This window comes from Pseudomonas sp. MF6394, from assembly GCF_002018845.1.
Classification (GTDB): domain Bacteria; phylum Pseudomonadota; class Gammaproteobacteria; order Pseudomonadales; family Pseudomonadaceae; genus Aquipseudomonas; species Aquipseudomonas lactis.
The window spans coordinates 1-16345 of the sequence record NZ_MVOJ01000032.1; the positions used below are offsets into that span (position 1 = coordinate 1).

Consider the following 16345-nt stretch of genomic DNA (forward strand, 5'->3'; position numbering starts at 1 on the left):
GTGTTTCGCCGCTAATGGATCGTGTGTCTTGTGGAAGTGTTGGGGGTTCGGTGTACGGAGTGAGCGCCAAGATGGGTTAGACTGTTTCAGCGGAGTGATAGATCTATAAATATTAATTATTCCTTGGTTTATTACATAAATACATAAGCGTTTAATCAATCGCCAGGCGAAAAAAAAGGCCGTCGAAACGGCCTGAAAACCCCTGCTGTGTAGGAGCGAGCTTGCTCGCGAAAAACTCATAGGCGCCGCGCTCATCCAGAAACCACGCGTTATCGTTGACGTTTTTCGCGAGCAAGCTCGCTCCTACAGAGGGATGGTCCGGGATGCCTTAACGATTAGGTTGTGGGGTAAGGCGCAGGTACGGCTTCACCGCGCGATAGCCCTTGGGAAAGCGTTTCTTGATCTCTTCCTCGTCCTTGAGCGACGGCACGATCACCACTTCGTCCCCATCCTGCCAGTTGGCGGGCGTCGCCACCTTGTGGTTGTCGGTCAGTTGCAGGGAGTCGATCACCCGCAGAATTTCATGGAAGTTACGCCCGGTGCTGGCCGGGTAAGTGATGGTCAGGCGGATCTTCTTGTTCGGGTCGATCACGAACAAGGAGCGCACCGTGAGGGTATCGCTGGCATTCGGGTGAATCAGGTCGTAGAGGTCGGAGACCTTGCGGTCGGCGTCGGCCAAGATCGGGAAGTTGACCACGGTGTTCTGGGTCTCGTTGATGTCTTCGATCCACTTGTGGTGCGAGTCCACCGGGTCTACCGACAGGGCGATGGCCTTGACCCCACGCTTGGCGAATTCATCCTTGAGCTTGGCGGTGAAACCCAGTTCGGTAGTGCACACCGGCGTGAAGTCCGCCGGGTGGGAAAACAACACACCCCAGCTGTCGCCCAGCCATTCATGGAAACGAATCTTGCCGGCGCTGGAATCCTGTTCGAAGTCGGGGGCGATGTCGCCCAGTCTTAGGCTCATGGTGTGGCTCCTGGTGAGTGCTTATGGAGCCCACTGTGCATGGATTTTTGCTGATTTAAAAAGAATAAATATCGATCTATCTAGACGATAAAAGAATATTAAAAATCAGTTCATTGGACTTGGGAACGGCCTGAGGCCAACATCGCTTTCAAGGTTCGAGAAGGCCTTGAGACGCTGCAAAAAAGAGGGGTTCAGGAAGGGCTTGCGGGGGTTGAGCCCGACTTGAACAGCAAGACACCTTGCCCGGCATTGCGCCGGGCAAGGCTTTACAGTCTTACAACAGCGGGATCGAGTAGCTGACGATCAAGCGGTTTTCGTCCTGGTTACGCGCGTTGGCGATGTCGCTGCGCCACATAGCGTTCTTCCACGCCACGCCGACGTTCTTCAGCGGACCTTCCGGTACAACGTAGGCAACAGTGATGTCACGTTCCCACTCGGACTGGCCGGTGAACTCGGTACGGTTGCTGGCGACGGTGTCGATATGGTCGCCCTTCAGGTAAACCACACCCGCGGTCAGGCCAGGTACGCCGACTTTGGCGAAGTCGTAGGAGTAGCGAGCTTGCCAGGTACGCTCGCCGGCACGGGCGAACTTCTGGATTTGCATGTCGGTGGTGATGTAAGCCGACGAGCCGTCACCCTGGTTCAGCCAAGGGAAGTCGCTGCTGCCGTTGCTGACCTGGTAACCGCCACCGAAGGTGTGACCGGCCACCGAGTACAGGAACAGGCCGCTGTACAGGTTGTTGTCGACTTTGCCACGGCCGGAGTTCACGCCGCTGTAGTTGCCCGTCGAGAAGTAAGCGGACTGGTTACCGTTGTTACCATCGTCGGAGCTGTTGAAGTAGCGCAGGTCAGACTTCAACACGCCAGGACCGATGGCCCAGTTGTGGGTCAGGCCCAGGAAGTGTTGCTTGTAGAAATCTTCCAGGTTGCCGTAGTAGTACTGGGCGGTCAGATCCTTGGTGATCTTGTAGTCGCCACCGGCGTAGTAGAACTTGTTGCTCGAACGCCAGTTCACGCCACGGCTGTTGGCGCCGGAGATGGACAGGCTTTCGTTGTTGCTGGAGTTACGGCCCTTGGCTTTTTCGATCTGGCCGGCAACCAGGGTCAGGTCCTTGATGTCGCTGGAGGTGATCTGGCCACCCTGGAAGGTTTGCGGCAGCATACGACCATCGTTGGTGACGATGACCGGCAGCTTAGGCTGCAAGGTACCCAGCTTCAGTTCGGTTTGGGAGATCTTGGCCTTGGCGGTCAGGCCCAGGCTCGAGTAGTTATCAACGGCTTCGCCATTGGACTTGCTCGGGAAGACGGTGCCGCCGTAGGAGCTGGCAGTCGCGCCGTTGGTACCACCGCCCGAATCCAGGCGGATACCCAACAGGCCGATAGCATCAAGACCGAAGCCAACGGTGCCTTGGGTGTAACCGGAGATGAAACGCAGATCGAAGCCTTGGCCCCATTCTTCGTTGCGGCTCGGGTTGGCCGTGCCTTCGCGGTTATCGGTGTTGATGTAGAAGTTGCGCAGGCCCAGTGTGGCCTTGCTGTCTTCGATGAAACCGGCAGCGCCTGCTTGCTGGGCGATTGCGCCCAACGTTACAGCCACAGCCAAGGTGGACTTCTTCATGTACCGCTCCTCTCATTTCTAATTTTTGTATTTCTTTGGTCTCGGGTCTGACGCCCTCGATCCACAGATGCGCGATTAGCGCCAGATAGTGACTACCAAGTCAATCGTAACCTTGTGTGTCTACTACCTTCGTCTAATCGCAGTTGATTTGGTCCCTGCAGGGTAATGAGTTTTTCATACACCCAAAAAGAATTATTTCATTCTTTTTCATACGATCCAGGAATAAGACTTTCCGTGAAGCTGGCCGGTCAGGATAGACGTGCCGCTCCATAAGCTAATTCCTAAAGGGTATTTACTGGTGCTTTTTTAGATCGATTAGTGTGGCCGTACGGTTACATACGTCACTCACGATCAAAAAGGCGACGCCATCATGGCCAAACGCACATCCTCCCGTCAATTTGTTACAGTTTTTGTATCGCTATTACTTTCTTTTGATGTCAACGCCGCCGACCTGACGGTGGGCTACCAGACCGGCATCGATCCCAGCAAGGTTCCCCAGGCCGACGGCCTCTACGAAAAAGCCATTGGCGAAAAAATCGCCTGGCGCCGCTTCAATAGCGGGCCAGAGGTGGTCACGGCCATCGCTTCGGGTGATGTACACATCGGCAATCTCGGCTCCAGCCCGCTTGCGGCGGCGGCGTCGCGCAACCTGCCGATTGTGGCGTTTATCGTATCGGCACAGATCAACGCTTCTGAAGCCCTGGTGGTGCGCAACGGCAGTGGCATCGACAACCCCCAAGACCTGATCGGCAAAACCATCGCCACCCCGTTCGTCTCCACCTCCCATTACAGCCTGCTCGGCGCGCTGAAACACTGGGGGCTGGACACCCAGCAAGTCAAAGTGGTGAACCTGCAACCGGCCGAAATCGCCGCTGCCTGGAAACGCGGCGATATTGATGGGGCTTTTGTGTGGTCCCCGGCCTTGGGCGAAATCCGCAAGAGCGGCAAGACCCTCACAGACGCGGCGCAGGTGGGCCAATGGGGTGCACCCACATTTGAGGTGTGGGTGGCGCGCAAGGATTTCGCGGAAAAACATCCTGACGTAGTGGCCAAGTTCGCCAAGGTCACCCTGGATGCTTTTGCCGACTACGCCGCCCACAAAGACAGCTGGACGGTGGATTCGGAGCCGGTGCAGAAAATCGCCAAATTGACAGGTTCCAATGCCGACGACATTCCGGAGCTACTGGCGGGCACGACGTTTCCGGATGCACAGGCACAGCAAACCGCTGCGCTGCTCAAGGGCGGCACGGCGAAGGCGATTGGGGAGACGGCGAAGTTCTTGAAGGAACAGGGGAAGGTGGAGACGGTGCTGCCGGATTATTCGGCCTATGTGACCGACAAATTCATCCCACAATAAAAACGCGGTCCAGTGTGGGAGCGGGCTTGCTCGCGAAGGCGGTGGTTCAGTCATTGATGTATTGACTGACACTGCGATTTCGCGAGCAAGCCCGCTCCCACATTTTGATCTGCAGCATTCTTAAGGGCCGGGGTTACAGAGCCTTTTCGAAGATTTTGGAATTACGCTGATAGTTGTACAGCGACGCCCGCGCCGACGGCAGGCGGTCCACGCTGCTGGGTACAAAGCCGCGTTCGCGGAACCAGTGGGCCGTACGGGTGGTGAGTACAAAGAGGGTTTTCAAGCCCTGCGCTCGTGCACGGGTCTGGATACGTTCGAGCAACACATCGCCGCGCGCGCCGTGGCGGTATTCCGGGTTCACTGCCAGGCACGCCAGCTCGCCCGCATCCGAATCCGCGATCTGATACAGCGCCGCGCAGGCGATGATCATGCCTTCGCGCTCGACCACGCTGAACTGTTCGATCTCACGCTCCAGCACTTCCCGCGAACGGCGCACCAGAATGCCCTGCTCTTCCAGCGGGCTGATCAGGTCCAGCAAGCCGCCGACGTCTTCAATCGCCGCTTCGCGCACCAGTTCGAATTGCTCCTGGGCCACCAGCGTACCGCCGCCGTCGCGGGTAAACAGCTCGGTGAGCAAGGCGCCGTCTTCGGCGTAGCTGACGATATGGCTGCGCCCTACTCCACCGCGGCAGGCTTCGGCAGCGGCATCGAGCAGTTCGGCTTGATAGTTGCTGCCCAAGCGTTGCAAGTGCGCGGGCACTTGTTGTGGGCGCAATTCACGCACCAGGCGGCCGTTCTCATCGATCAGACCGGGATCGGCGCCGAACAGCAGCAACTTGTCGGCGCCCAGGTCGATGGCGGCGCGGGTAGCGACGTCTTCGCAGGCCAGGTTGAAGATCTCGCCGGTGGGCGAATACCCCAGGGGCGACAGCAGCACGATGGAGCGTTCGTCCAACAAACGGTTGATGCCCTTGCGGTCTACCCGGCGCACCTCGCCGGTATGGTGGTAGTCCACGCCTTCCAGCACGCCAATTGGCCGTGCGGTGACCAGGTTGCCGCTGGCCACACGCAGGCGCGAGCCCTGCATCGGCGAGGACGCCATGTCCATGGACAAGCGCGCCTCGATGGCGATGCGCAGATGGCCCACCGCGTCGATCACACACTCCAGCGTCGCGGCATCGGTGATGCGCAAGCCTTCGTGGTAAGCCGGGGTAAGGCCGCGTGCTTCAAGGCGGGTTTCGATTTGCGGGCGCGAGCCGTGCACCAGCACCAGGCGCACACCCAGGCTGTGGAGCAGCACCAGGTCGTGGACGATATTGCCGAAGTTGGGGTGGTCCACACCATCGCCGGGCAGCATGACCACAAAAGTGCAGTCGCGGTGGGCGTTGATGTAGGGCGAAGCGTGACGAAGCCAGTTGACGTATTCGGGCATAACACCTGGGCCTGTAATAAAAAGCAGCCAAATAAAGGATCAATCGTGAAAGCGCACAGCGGCTGATGGTTATCGTCGGAACAGGCTTGGCGACACGCTCACTCTCCTTATGTACGAATGGGCAGGGGTAAATTTATGCAGGTTTCAGGCAGTAGTGTTCGATCAGTTCCCGCAATAGACGCACTGTAGGCGTCAAGCGTGACATTTCAAGGTATTCGCCCGGCTGGTGAGCGCAGGCAATGTCGCCAGGCCCGAGCACCAGGGTTTCGCAACCGAGGCGCTGAAGATAAGGCGCTTCGGTGCCGAACGCTACTGCTTCGGCACGATGACCGGTCAAACGTTCCGCCACCCGCACCAGCTCGGCGTCTTCGGGCTGCTCAAAGGGTGGCACTGCGGGGAACAACGGCGCGTAGTCGATCTTGACCTTATGCCGCTCGGCCACGGGTTCGAGCTTCTGGCGAATCGCGGCGCGCAGCACCTCGGGGTCCATGCCCGGCAGGGGTCGCAGGTCGAACTCCAGGGAGCACTGGCCACAGATGCGGTTGGGGTTGTCGCCGCCGTGAATGCAGCCGAAGTTCATGGTCGGCTGCGGCACGCTGAATTGCGCGTTGCGGTACTCGCGCTGCCACGCCAGGCGCAGGCCCCGCAGTTCGCCGATGGCGTCATGCATGGCTTCCAGGGCGCTGTGGCCCAGACTGGGGTCCGACGAGTGGCCGCTGCGCCCGAGGATGTCGATGCGCTCCATCATCACGCCTTTGTGCAGGCGGATCGGCTTGAGCCCGGTCGGCTCGCCGATCACCGCCGCGCGACCCAGCGGGCGCCCCGCCTCGGCCAGCGCACGGGCACCGGACATGGAGCTTTCCTCGTCACAGGTGGCAAGAATCAACAGCGGTTGCTTGAAGGGTTGGTCGAGCAGCGGCAACACCGCTTCGATGATCAGGGCGAAGAAACCCTTCATGTCACAACTGCCCAGCCCTACCCAGCGGCCATCGACTTCCGTCAGCTTGAGCGGGTCGGTTTTCCACAGCGCCGCGTCATACGGCACGGTATCGCTATGCCCCGCCAGTACCAGGCCACCGGGGCCGCTGCCGAAGCTGGCCAACAGGTTGAATTTGCCGGGGCTGACGTGTTGGATATCGATGGCAAAGCCCAGGTCGCCCAGCCAAGCGGCGAGCAGGTCGATCACCGGGCGGTTGCTCTGGTCGAGAGACGCCTGGGTGCAACTCACCGACGGCGCGGCGATCAAGGCGGCGAACTGCTCTTTCATGGACGGTAACGGCATGCGCGGTCTCCCAACTTCCCGGATGAACCTCACTATAGAGGCATCTGCGCAACACAATAAACCGTTGCGGCGCGTTGCCGGGCTCAGTCCTGTACACTGCACGACCTTGGCAGCCACACTTTTCCCCGGCTGCGCTCCCGATCCTGGATTTTCCGGCCATGCAGAAAGAAACCGAAATCAAGCTACGCGTCAGCCGCGAAACACTCGCCGCGCTGCGTGAGCACCCGTTACTGAAAAAACGCAACAAAAGTGGCTGGGAACGCCGTGAGTTGATGAACCAGTACTTCGATACCCCCGAGCGCGACCTGGCCCAGGCCAAGGTTGCCCTGCGCCTGCGCAAGGACGGTGACGACATCATCCAGACCCTCAAAACCCGCGGCCAAAGCGTCGCCGGCTTGTCGGAACGCAACGAATACAACTGGGACCTGCCCAAAGCCAAGCTCGACGTGAAGAAACTCGATGGCGAGTGCTGGCCCGAGCAACTGGCCGAGCTGGACAAAAAGACCCTCAAGCCGATCTTTACCACCGACTTCGTGCGTGAGCGCGCCGAAATCGCCTGGGGCCGCGGCAAGGCCAAGGTGGTGATCGAAGCCGCCCTGGACCTGGGCCACGTGGTGGTCGGCAAGCAGAAAGAAGAAATCTGCGAGCTGGAACTGGAACTGCGCGAAGGCGAACCGGCAGCCCTGCTGGAGTTGGCCGCCGAGCTGGCCGCGACCCTGGCCCTGATGCCGTGCGACATCAGCAAGGCCGAACGCGGCTACCGCCTGTATGACGCCAGCAGCTACTCCCTGAGCCTGCCGGCGCCACAGATCCACGTCGAAATGCCATTGGACGATGCCTTCGCCGCGATCCTGTGGCACCTGCTGGGCAGCAGCCAGCGCCTGGCCGAGCAATACCGCTTCAATGGCCACTGGCGCCTGCTGCAAGACTGGGTCGAGAACCTCGGTGAATTGCGCGCCCTGATCGGCAGCCTCGGCCAGGCCGCGCCGCGCCAATCCACCAGCGAACTGCGCAGCGCCCTGGATGCGTTGCTGGAAGACTGGCGCCCGCTGGTCCAGGCCGGTGACGACGATGAAGACATCCGCAAAGCCGCGCCTGAGCAGTTCATCGAAGAGCTGCAAGACGTGCGCTGGGGCCTGTTCTCACTCAACCTCTCGCGCTGGTTGCTGGCTCGCACCTGGACAGCCGAACGTAACGTGCGTGGCAACCGCCAGGGCGCTGCGCAAATCACCAACTGGCTGCCACGCCTGTTGGCCGACGACGCCGTCGCCCTGCAACTGCAGCGCTACCAGCAGCAGCCGGAAGATCTGGCCGAGCAACTGCCGCGCATCGAACGCATCCAGGCCTGGCTGCACCATGCACGCCACGTGGTGGACATTCCTGAACTGGACCGCTTGTACGGCGAGCTGAACAAACTGGCGCACCTGGCCAACCAGCCGATTACCGACGAATCCCTGGATGCGCGTATGCACCAGGCGATTGCGGTGTATCAGAATCGTGCCTGGAAGACCCTGCTGCGCCTGTAATATCGCTATCGCGGGCTTGCCCGCGATGAGCTTAGGTATCTACACAAATCTGTAACGCTCAACGGTAACCACGATGCGAAGCGAGCCGCTCTTGATCTTGATCTGCTTTTGATCTCAGGCGCCCCGTTAAACCACGCTGGCCGGAATTCGACAGGGATTTGGGGGGTAAACCGGCAGGGATGCCGGTTTAGCCGCCCCGCGCCATGGATGGCGCGTGGCGGCGGCCCCCCAAATCACTGGCGGATTACGGGCACACCGAGCCTAGGCGAGGTGCCGAGTGGTGGGGCAAGAGCGTTTTGCTTACTTTTGCGCTTTTCAAAAGTGAGCCGCCGTCAGGGCGGAACCCTAAGTAGCCGTTACCGCAGCAATGGATATGTACACAATCCAGCTGTGTTGACTGTCAGGCCGTCTTCGCAGGCAAGCCAGCTCCCACATTTGGACCGTGGCGCGTCAGGTAGATAAGCGTCGACTGTCAGGCCGTCACGGGAGCAAGCTCCCTCGCCACAGGTCCAGCGTCGCCTCGAAGTTGTGTAGATACCTATGCCGCGATGAGGCCCTCGCTGTCAGCGCAATACTGGCAGGCTGGTGGTGGACTTGATCTCCGACAGCGCCACAATCGAGTTGACCTCCTGGATCCCCGGCACCATCGACAGCTTCTCGAAGAAAAACCGCTCATACGCCTCGATATCCGAGGTGACGATACGCAGCAGAAAATCCACCGCCCCCATCAGCACATAACACTCCAACACTTCCGGAAACCCGCGAATCGCCTCGGTGAACTCGGTGAAATTGGAGCGACCGTGGGCGTTGAGTTTGACCTCGGCGAAAATCTGCGTGTTGAGCCCGATTTTCTTGCGGTCCAGCAGCGTGACCTGGCCGCGGATCACGCCCTCGTCCTTGAGCCGCTGAATGCGCCGCCAGCACGGCGACTGCGACAGGCCGACCTGCTCGGCAATCTGTGCGCTGGAGAGCGAGGCATCCTCTTGCAGCAAGGCCAGGATGCGGCGGTCGTAGGCGTCCAACTCACTGTGCATAAACGTACCCATTAATAGGATGATCTTGAATTGATTGAGTCGATTTATCGCCAAACAGGCTCATCTTAGATAAGAAATCTCCCGAGGCGAATGTAAAAATTCCTCCAGTCGAATTTGGAGAGTCAGCATGCACGCCGTCGAAACCGCCTACCCTGCCACCCGCGTCGATGCGTGGGCGGCCAATAGCAGCCACTGCCGGGCGCACTATCACATCGTCGCCGAGGCCGAACCGGACGTGCTGTGCCGGGTGCTGAACTACTTCGCGCTGCAATTGCTCACGCCCACCCAGGTCAGCGCGAACCGGGAAGCCGACCTGCTGAGCATCGATATCGTGATGACCGGCCTGAGCTGGCACCGCGCCCAAGTGATCGGTGAAAAGATTCGAAACCTGATCAGCGTCTGCACCCTGGAGCTGTGGTCAGCTGATTCCGAGCGGCCCCAAGCGCTGGCGGCGATGGCGCAGTAAAAACCTGCAATACACGCGCACGCCAGATCTTCAGCGGTTGGCTAGCCTGGGATTACACCCCGAGCCGCCCAGGAAAACCTGCATGCCCGTCATCGCCCACGATCACCCCTTGGAACTGCAGCAATTGTTGCCGGCGCTGGTCGAGCAAGGGCTGATCACGGCGCAGGCGGCGCAAAAGGTGGTGCCAGCGCCCGCCAGCCAGCACCCCCTGGAATGCAACGCAGCCCAGGGCCCTTGCCTGGAGACCTTGACCCAATGGCTGGCCCGGCAGGTCGGCCAGCCTTACCTGCGCATCGACCCGTTGCAGATCGACGTGGCGGCCGTGGTGCCCTTGATGTCCCACGCCTTCGCCCAGCGCCACGGCATTCTTGCAGTCGCCGTGGATGCCCACAGCGTGACGGTCGCCAGTGCCCAACCCCATATCACCGCCTGGGAAGCCGGGCTGTCCCAGGTGCTCAAACGCACGATCAAGCGCGTGGTTGCCAACCCCCAGGACATCCAACGCTGTATCAACGAGTTTTATCGCTTGGCCAAGTCCGTCAGCGGTGCGGATCAAAAGATGACGGTGCCTGGCAATGTCGACTTGCTCAGCCTCGGCGCCAGTGACAAGGAGCCGGATGCCAACGACGCGCATATCGTCAACATCGTCGACTGGCTGCTGCAATACGCCTTTGGCCAACGGGCCAGCGATATCCATATTGAGCCCGGCCGCGACCAGGGCCGGGTGCGCTTTCGCATTGATGGGCTGCTGCATGACGTCTATCAATTTCCCCCGCAGGTCACCATGGCCGTGGTCAGCCGCCTGAAAAGCCTGGGGCGCATGAACGTGGCCGAGAAACGCAAACCCCAGGATGGCCGCGTCAAGACCCGAAACCCTGCGGGTATCGAGGTGGAATTGCGGCTTTCGACCCTGCCCACGGCATTCGGCGAAAAGCTGGTGATGCGAATTTTTGACCCTCAGGTGCTGCTCAAGGATTTTGACCAGTTGGGTTTGTCCAACGCCGACCAGCAACGCTGGCACGCCATGACGCGACGCACCCACGGCATCATCCTCGTCACCGGCCCAACCGGCTCGGGCAAGACCAGCACCCTCTACACCACCCTCAGGCAACTGGCGACCCGCGAGGTCAACCTGTGCACGGTGGAAGACCCGATTGAAATGGTCGAGCCGGCCTTCAACCAGATGCAGGTCCAGCACAACATCGACCTCACGTTCGCCAGCGGCATCCGCGCCCTGCTGCGCCAGGACCCGGACATCATCATGATCGGCGAAATCCGCGACCAGGAAACCGCAGAGATGGCTATCCAGGCCGCGCTGACCGGGCATCTGGTGCTATCGACCTTGCACACCAACGATGCGCCCAGCGCCATCAGCCGCCTGCAAGAGCTGGGTATTGCTCACTATTTGATCAAAGCCACGCTCATAGGCGTGATGGCGCAGCGCTTGGTGCGGGTTCTGTGCAGCCACTGCAAGCGCCCCATGGGCCAGGAGGACGCTGGCGGCTTTGATGCTGTCGGCTGTGCGCAATGCCGTGACAGCGGTTATCGAGGCCGGGCCGGGCTGTATGAAATCATGCTCATGGACCCAGCCCTCCAGGCGCTGGTCACCCCGGGCGCGGACGTACAAGCCCTGCGCCGCGGAGCACTGGCGCAGGGCATGAGCAGCCTGCGCATGGCCGGCATCGAGAAAGTGAAGGCCGGGCTGACCACGATGACGGAGGTATTGCGGGTCACGCCAGGGGATTCAGAAACAAATCCTTTGTTTATTGGGGCATGAAACCGTCTTTATCCGTGACCAGACCGTTACAATCGGCCTAATGTCATTCACTGACACCTTCAGATAGGGAATCGCTATGCAGATCGGAACCGTACTGCTTCTTTTCGTAGGCTTGGCCATCGCCATCCTGTTCATGGGTTTCAAAGTGGTGCCCCAGGGCTACCAATGGACCGTCGAGCGTTTCGGCCGCTACACCAACACCTTGAAACCCGGCCTGAATATCATCATCCCGGTCATGGACCGCATCGGTCGCAAGATCAACGTGATGGAAAGCGTGCTGGATATCCCGCCTCAAGAAGTCATCACCGCCGACAATGCCACCGTGCAGATCGATGCCGTGTGCTTCTTCCAGGTGGTCAACACCGCCCAGGCCGCCTATGAGGTCAACAACCTCGAACATGCTATCCGCAACCTGCTGCAGACCAATATCCGCACCGTACTCGGCTCCATGGAGCTGGACGCCATGCTGAGCCAGCGTGACGGCATCAACGAAAAACTCCTGCGCACCGTGGATGAAGCCACTGCGCCATGGGGCATCAAGATCACCCGTATCGAGATCAAGGACATCAGCCCGCCCGCCGACCTGATGGCCGCCATGTCCGGCCAGATGAAAGCCGAGCGAATCAAGCGTGCACAGATCCTCGAAGCAGAGGGCCTGCGGGCGTCGGCGATCCTGACAGCGGAAGGCAAAAAGCAGGCGCAAATCCTTGAAGCCGAAGGCAGCCGCCAGGCCGCGTTCCTGGAATCCGAGGCACGTGAGCGTCAGGCTGAAGCCGAAGCGCGGGCGACACAAGTGGTGTCCGAAGCCATCGCGTCCGGCAATGTGCAGGCGGTGAACTACTTCGTCGCGCAAAAATACATCGACGCCTTGGGCAAGCTTGCGTCGGCCAACAACAGCAAGGTCATCCTGATGCCGCTAGAAGCCAGCCAAGTGATTGGCGCCGTGGGCGGTATCGGCGAAATCGTCAAGGCAACCTTCGGCAACCAGAAAGGCTGAGGCCATCACCATGTGGGACTTCCTGCTGCATTTGTCGTTCTGGGACTGGTTGGCACTGGGCACCGTGCTGTTGATTCTCGAGGTGTTCGGTGCCGGAGGCTACCTGCTGTGGATGGGTATCGCCGCCGCTGCCGTGGGCGTGATCAAGTTCCTGTTCCCACCGCTCGGGCTGGAATGGCAACTGCTGCTGTTTGCGATGTTGTCGATACTGACTGCCGTGTACTGGTGGAAACGCCAGCGCAGCAGCGCCAAGGCCAGTGATCAACCGGGGTTGAACGAGCGCGGTTCAGAGTTGGTGGGGCGCACTTTCGTGGTGCATCAAGCCATTGTGGATGGTCGCGGCAAGGTCAAAGTCGGCGATGGCGTGTGGATGGTCACCGGTGCCGACGCCCCCGTGGGCGCTCAAGTCCGCGTGGTTGGGCAGGATGGGGTGATTTTAAAGGTTGAAACTGTTTAGTCAGTGATGGAACTGGATCGGGTTAACTACAATCAAAACGTACAGATAACCCACCGGAGTCACCCATCATGCGTCTCAAATATGCTGTCGCAACCCTCGCTGTGCTTTCCCTACCTGTCGGCTCAGCCATGGCCGATAGCTTCTGGCGTAATGTCATCTCGTCGGGCGCCACCACTGGCTCGACTTACCTGACGTTCAAGGACCACAAGCTGGTGGTCGCGGCCCAGGACGACGCAGGCAGCTTCGTCGCCAGCGACGGCGGCATTCGCGGCCCGTACCTGGAAGCGGCGATGCAGAAGGTCCGCGCCGACAACCCTGGCCTCCAAGCCACGGACATGGAACTGGCTAACGCCATCCTGGCGAAGAATGCTGTCACCGAGTAATAACTGCCCTCATAAAAAATGCCGCTTTTTCAAGCGGCATTTTTTTGCCTGTTGTATGACGAATCGTTCATGGATGACAGGCTATATTCAGTCTCAGCGTGCAACCATGCCCCACTGACACGTGTATTTTTCATCGCCTACCTGAAACGGATGCCTTCTTCGTCATGAGCCAACAGCCCTTCCTGCCGTTTTCCAAACCGACCATTGATGAAGCCACCATCACGGCGGTCGGTGATGTTCTGCGTTCCGGCTGGATCACCAGCGGGCCAAAGGTGCAGGCGTTCGAAGCACAGTTGTCGGAGTATTTTGGCGGCCGTCCGGTGCGCACCTTCAACTCGGGCACCTGCACCATGGAGATCGCCTTGCGCATCGCCGGAATCGGGCCTGGGGATGAAGTCATCACCACGCCAATCTCCTGGGTTGCCACGGCCAACGTGATTCTCGAAGTCGGCGCCACTCCGGTTTTTGCCGACATCGACCCGGTGACGCGCAATATCGACCTGGCCCAGGTGGAAGCCGCCATTACCCCTCGCACCAAGGCGATCATCCCGGTCTACCTGGCCGGCTTGCCCCTGGATATGCCGATGCTCTACGCGCTGGCCAACAAGTACAACCTGCGCATTGTTGAAGATGCCGCCCAGGCCCTGGGGTCCAGCTGGGATGGGGAACGCATCGGCGCAACCGGCGACTTCGTGTCTTTCAGCTTCCAGGCGAACAAGAACATCACGTCGTCCGAAGGCGGCTGCCTGGTGTTGAACAACGCCGAGGAGGCCCGTCTGGCCGAGAAGTACCGCCTGCAAGGCGTCACCCGCAGCGGCTTCGATGGTCTGGATGTGGATGTGCTGGGGGGCAAGTTCAACATGACCGACATTGCCGCCGCCATCGGCCTGGGGCAATTCGCGCACATCGAGAAGATCACCGCCCATCGCCAGAACCTGGCACGGCACTATTTCAAGTGCTTGGGCAGCGATTTCGAAGCCCAATACGGCGCGCAACTGCCGCCGGCCGACTTCGAAAACAGCAACTGGCACCTGTTCCAACTGGTGTTGCCAGAGCGCCAGGATGGCCTGCCAGCCCGTGCGACGTTCATGGAAAAGATGCAGGCCCACGGCGTGGGTATCGGCTATCACTACCCACCGATCCACCTGCTGAGCCTGTATCGGGCACAGGGTTTCAAGGAAGGCATGTTCCCGGTGGCAGAGCGTGTTGGGCGTTTGATCGTGTCGTTGCCGATGTTCACGGCGATGACAGAGGCGGATGTGGAGCGAGCTGTAGCGGCGGTTAAAGCCGTACTGAACACTCAAGGTTGATGCAGTACAGTGTGGGAGCGGGCTTGCTCGCGAATGCGGAGTGTCAGTCAATACATCAATGACTGAACCACCGCATTCGCGAGCAAGCCCGCTCCCACATTAGCCCGCGCCTGTATTGGGGCAGGCGTTTATTCGCCGATGACGGCTTTGTAGCCGGCGGCATCCAGCAGCTTGTCCAGCTCGGCCTTGTCGCTTGGCTTGAGCTTGAAGATCCAGGCGCCGTACGGGTCCGAGTTCAACAGCTCAGGGCTGCCACTCAGCTCTTCGTTGACAGCAATCACTTCGCCGGCAACCGGCGAGTAGATATCCGAGGCTGCTTTCACCGACTCAACCACACCCGCCTGGCCTTGCGCTTCAAAATGGGCACCCACTTCTGCCAATTCAACAAACACCACATCACCCAAAGCTTCCTGTGCATGGTCGGAGATCCCGACGGTCACGGTGCCGTCAGCTTCCAGACGGGCCCATTCGTGACTTTCGGCAAAACGCAGGTCGGCAGGGATATTGCTCATAGTCTGTGTCCTCAAGATGAAATGTCAGCGGCCTTCGGCCTGCCGGAATTGGTTAGATCAAGGTTTTGCCATGGCGCACGAAGGTCGGCTTGACCACTCGAACCGGATACCACTTGCCGCGGATTTCCACTTCGGCCCGGTCGGCAGTCGCCGTCGGCACACGCGCCAGCGCAATGGATTTGCTTAGCGTAGGCGAGAAACTACCACTGGTGATCTCTCCTTCGCCAACATTGGCGATACGAACCACTTGGTGAGCGCGCAGCACACCCCGTTCTTCGAGGACGAGCCCCACCAGTTTGAACTGCACGCCGGCTGCTTTTTCTGCTTCCAGCGCGGCGCGGCCAATGAAGTTACGCTCCACAGGTTCCCAGGCGATGCTCCAAGCCATGTTGGCCGCCAGGGGTGAGACGGCCTGGTGAATATCCTGGCCATACAGGTTCATGCCGGCCTCCAGGCGCAAGGTGTCGCGCGCACCGAGGCCGATGGGAGAAATGCCAGCGCCTACCAGGTCGTTGAAAAAGCCTGGAGCCTGATCGGCCGGCAGCACTATTTCGAGGCCGTCTTCGCCGGTATAGCCGGTGCGGGCGATATACCAGTCGCCGTCGGCCCGGCCTTCGAACGGTTTGAGCTGATGGATCAGGATGCCACGGGACTGGGTCACCAGTTCGGCGATTTTCTGCCGGGCGTGGGGGCCTTGGATGGCGAGCATGGCCAACTCGGAGCGCTCATGCAGGTGCACTGAGTAGCTGCCCAGTTGCGCCTGCATCCAGGCCATGTCCTGATCGCGCGTGGCGGCGTTGACCACCAGGCGGTAACCGGTTTCGGTGCGGTAGACGATCATGTCATCCACCACCCCGCCCTGCTCGTTGAGCATGGCGCTGTACAACGCTCGGCCACAGCCGTGCAGTCGGTCGACATCATTGGCCAGCAGGTACTGGAGCCATTCCTTGGCCTGGGGGCCGGTGACATCGATCACGGTCATATGAGATACATCGAAGACCCCGCAGTCGCGTCGCACCTGATGGTGTTCTTCAACTTGCGAGCCGTAATGCAAAGGCATATCCCAACCGCCAAAATCTACCATTTTCGCGCCGAGGGCGAGATGCAGGTCATACAGAGGCGTACGCTGTCCCATGGGTTTCTCCTTCCGGGCTTGGCGAAGGCGCGCAGAGCTGCCACTTGCGCCGAACACCTTGTATTACAAGGCCCGCAGCCACATACAGCAGG

Annotated in this window: 16 protein-coding genes; 8 read left to right on the forward strand and 8 right to left on the reverse strand. The window is 60.0% G+C overall.

What is annotated here, in order from left to right; translation table 11 throughout:
• Window positions 1-151: 151 nt before the first annotated feature.
• The 3 genes from MF6394_RS34355 to MF6394_RS25760 form a co-directional block, all read right to left on the reverse strand.
• A complete protein-coding gene (locus MF6394_RS34355) occupies window positions 152-295 on the reverse strand; it encodes a hypothetical protein (protein WP_177345157.1) in 144 nt (47 codons plus the stop codon).
• 33 nt (window positions 296-328) lie between these two features.
• Entirely contained in the window at window positions 329-967 is a 639-nt protein-coding gene (locus tag MF6394_RS25755; protein ID WP_003195267.1) for a peroxiredoxin, read from the reverse strand.
• 274 nt (window positions 968-1241) lie between these two features.
• Complete coding sequence (locus tag MF6394_RS25760) at window positions 1242-2585, reverse strand: OprD family porin (protein WP_044269685.1); 1344 nt, start codon at window positions 2583-2585, stop codon at window positions 1242-1244.
• 370 nt (window positions 2586-2955) lie between these two features.
• On the opposite strand from MF6394_RS25760, the gene tauA reads away from it, so the two are divergent.
• Window positions 2956-3942, forward strand: coding sequence for a taurine ABC transporter substrate-binding protein (gene tauA, locus MF6394_RS25765; RefSeq protein ID WP_078467833.1), 987 nt, complete (start codon window positions 2956-2958; stop codon window positions 3940-3942).
• 133 nt (window positions 3943-4075) lie between these two features.
• Here tauA and argA read toward each other — a convergent pair whose 3' ends face one another.
• Window positions 4076-5374 carry an amino-acid N-acetyltransferase gene (gene argA, locus MF6394_RS25770; RefSeq protein WP_003195273.1) on the reverse strand — a complete coding sequence of 433 codons (1299 nt, stop codon included), beginning with the start codon at window positions 5372-5374 and terminating at the stop codon, window positions 4076-4078.
• A gap of 133 nt (window positions 5375-5507) precedes the next feature.
• Entirely contained in the window at window positions 5508-6656 is a 1149-nt protein-coding gene (gene argE, locus MF6394_RS25775) for an acetylornithine deacetylase (RefSeq protein WP_003195275.1), read from the reverse strand.
• Between the two features lie 158 nt (window positions 6657-6814).
• Between argE and MF6394_RS25780 the strand changes: the two genes are divergently transcribed.
• Window positions 6815-8182: a CYTH domain-containing protein gene (locus MF6394_RS25780; RefSeq protein ID WP_078467834.1), complete on the forward strand. Its 1368-nt coding sequence runs from the start codon at window positions 6815-6817 to the stop codon at window positions 8180-8182.
• A 563-nt stretch (window positions 8183-8745) separates the two neighbouring features.
• Here MF6394_RS25780 and MF6394_RS25785 read toward each other — a convergent pair.
• Window positions 8746-9216 (reverse strand): Lrp/AsnC family transcriptional regulator, encoded by a 471-nt coding sequence (locus tag MF6394_RS25785; protein ID WP_069558544.1) that lies wholly within the window; start codon window positions 9214-9216, stop codon window positions 8746-8748.
• Between the two features lie 127 nt (window positions 9217-9343).
• On the opposite strand from MF6394_RS25785, the gene MF6394_RS25790 reads away from it, so the two are divergent.
• From MF6394_RS25790 to MF6394_RS25815, 6 genes are all read left to right on the forward strand, one after another.
• Window positions 9344-9682, forward strand: a complete 339-nt coding sequence (locus tag MF6394_RS25790) for a hypothetical protein (RefSeq protein ID WP_034134021.1) — start codon at window positions 9344-9346, stop codon at window positions 9680-9682.
• Between the two features lie 82 nt (window positions 9683-9764).
• Window positions 9765-11459: a GspE/PulE family protein gene (locus MF6394_RS25795; protein ID WP_078467835.1), complete on the forward strand. Its 1695-nt coding sequence runs from the start codon at window positions 9765-9767 to the stop codon at window positions 11457-11459.
• Between the two features lie 76 nt (window positions 11460-11535).
• On the forward strand, window positions 11536-12456 hold the full coding sequence (locus tag MF6394_RS25800) for an SPFH domain-containing protein (protein WP_003195285.1): 921 nt from the start codon (window positions 11536-11538) through the stop codon (window positions 12454-12456).
• Window positions 12457-12466: 10 nt separating this feature from the next.
• A complete protein-coding gene (locus MF6394_RS25805) occupies window positions 12467-12913 on the forward strand; it encodes an NfeD family protein (RefSeq protein ID WP_044269716.1) in 447 nt (148 codons plus the stop codon).
• A gap of 68 nt (window positions 12914-12981) precedes the next feature.
• Window positions 12982-13296: a DUF2388 domain-containing protein gene (locus MF6394_RS25810; RefSeq protein WP_003176799.1), complete on the forward strand. Its 315-nt coding sequence runs from the start codon at window positions 12982-12984 to the stop codon at window positions 13294-13296.
• Between the two features lie 164 nt (window positions 13297-13460).
• Window positions 13461-14606 (forward strand): DegT/DnrJ/EryC1/StrS family aminotransferase, encoded by a 1146-nt coding sequence (locus MF6394_RS25815; protein ID WP_044269718.1) that lies wholly within the window; start codon window positions 13461-13463, stop codon window positions 14604-14606.
• Between the two features lie 128 nt (window positions 14607-14734).
• On the opposite strand, the gene gcvH is transcribed toward MF6394_RS25815, so the two are convergent.
• Window positions 14735-15118 (reverse strand): glycine cleavage system protein GcvH, encoded by a 384-nt coding sequence (gene gcvH / locus MF6394_RS25820; RefSeq protein ID WP_044269720.1) that lies wholly within the window; start codon window positions 15116-15118, stop codon window positions 14735-14737.
• A 52-nt stretch (window positions 15119-15170) separates the two neighbouring features.
• Complete coding sequence (gene gcvT / locus MF6394_RS25825; protein WP_044269722.1) at window positions 15171-16253, reverse strand: glycine cleavage system aminomethyltransferase GcvT; 1083 nt, start codon at window positions 16251-16253, stop codon at window positions 15171-15173.
• Between the last annotated feature and the right edge of the window lie 92 nt (window positions 16254-16345).

Excerpts from the sequence above, each read along its gene's own strand:
- MF6394_RS25755 (WP_003195267.1), bottom strand. The coding sequence starts at position 967 with ATGAGCCTAAGACTGGGCGACATCGCCCCCGACTTCGAACAGGATTCC.
- MF6394_RS25760 (WP_044269685.1), bottom strand. The coding sequence starts at position 2,585 with ATGAAGAAGTCCACCTTGGCTGTGGCTGTAACGTTGGGCGCAATCGCC.
- tauA (WP_078467833.1), top strand. The coding sequence starts at position 2,956 with ATGGCCAAACGCACATCCTCCCGTCAATTTGTTACAGTTTTTGTATCG.
- argA (WP_003195273.1), bottom strand. The coding sequence starts at position 5,374 with ATGCCCGAATACGTCAACTGGCTTCGTCACGCTTCGCCCTACATCAAC.
- argE (WP_003195275.1), bottom strand. The coding sequence starts at position 6,656 with ATGCCGTTACCGTCCATGAAAGAGCAGTTCGCCGCCTTGATCGCCGCG.
- MF6394_RS25780 (WP_078467834.1), top strand. The coding sequence starts at position 6,815 with ATGCAGAAAGAAACCGAAATCAAGCTACGCGTCAGCCGCGAAACACTC.
- MF6394_RS25785 (WP_069558544.1), bottom strand. The coding sequence starts at position 9,216 with ATGCACAGTGAGTTGGACGCCTACGACCGCCGCATCCTGGCCTTGCTG.
- MF6394_RS25790 (WP_034134021.1), top strand. The coding sequence starts at position 9,344 with ATGCACGCCGTCGAAACCGCCTACCCTGCCACCCGCGTCGATGCGTGG.
- MF6394_RS25795 (WP_078467835.1), top strand. The coding sequence starts at position 9,765 with ATGCCCGTCATCGCCCACGATCACCCCTTGGAACTGCAGCAATTGTTG.
- MF6394_RS25800 (WP_003195285.1), top strand. The coding sequence starts at position 11,536 with ATGCAGATCGGAACCGTACTGCTTCTTTTCGTAGGCTTGGCCATCGCC.
- MF6394_RS25805 (WP_044269716.1), top strand. The coding sequence starts at position 12,467 with ATGTGGGACTTCCTGCTGCATTTGTCGTTCTGGGACTGGTTGGCACTG.
- MF6394_RS25810 (WP_003176799.1), top strand. The coding sequence starts at position 12,982 with ATGCGTCTCAAATATGCTGTCGCAACCCTCGCTGTGCTTTCCCTACCT.
- MF6394_RS25815 (WP_044269718.1), top strand. The coding sequence starts at position 13,461 with ATGAGCCAACAGCCCTTCCTGCCGTTTTCCAAACCGACCATTGATGAA.
- gcvH (WP_044269720.1), bottom strand. The coding sequence starts at position 15,118 with ATGAGCAATATCCCTGCCGACCTGCGTTTTGCCGAAAGTCACGAATGG.
- gcvT (WP_044269722.1), bottom strand. The coding sequence starts at position 16,253 with ATGGGACAGCGTACGCCTCTGTATGACCTGCATCTCGCCCTCGGCGCG.